A 480-nucleotide genomic window follows, 5' to 3' on the forward strand; every position below is an offset into this window, starting at 1 on the left:
GCCCAGGTGGAAAACCATCCGCAGATCAACCGCTGGCAGCTCAGGACGCTTTCAGCGCTTAAGCGTTGCCGGACCGCTGACTTGGGTGGACATGTGGATGCCTGTACCGACTGTGGGAGTACCCGTATCAGCTATAATAGTTGTCGGAACAGGCACTGTCCGAAGTGCCAGGGCAAGAACAGGGAGGATTGGATCACCAAGCGAGAAGCCGAACTGCTTCCAGTTCCCTACTTCCATGTGGTCTTTACGCTGCCCGACACGCTGAATCAGCTGGCGATGTACCAGCCCAAGGCTGTCTATGACAGTCTGTTTGAAGCGGCATGGCAGACGGTCCATTGCTTTGCCAAAGACCCAACCCATCTGGGTGCCAAAGCCGGGATGATTGCTATTCTGCACACTTGGGGACAAACGCTGAGCCTTCATCCCCATTTGCATTGCATCGTGCCCGGAGGCGGATTGACAAAGCATCGAAAGTGGAAG

General features: G+C 55.4%; 1 protein-coding gene. It reads left to right on the forward strand.

The genetic code is table 11. From position 1 onward, the window contains the following. Positions 1 to 6: 6 nt before the first annotated feature. On the forward strand, positions 7 to 480 hold a 474-nt coding region (locus tag AAA938_RS20195; RefSeq protein WP_420915761.1), incomplete at its 3' end, for an IS91 family transposase.

Source organism: Algoriphagus taiwanensis, assembly GCF_036245645.1.
In the GTDB taxonomy this organism is placed as follows: domain Bacteria; phylum Bacteroidota; class Bacteroidia; order Cytophagales; family Cyclobacteriaceae; genus Algoriphagus; species Algoriphagus taiwanensis.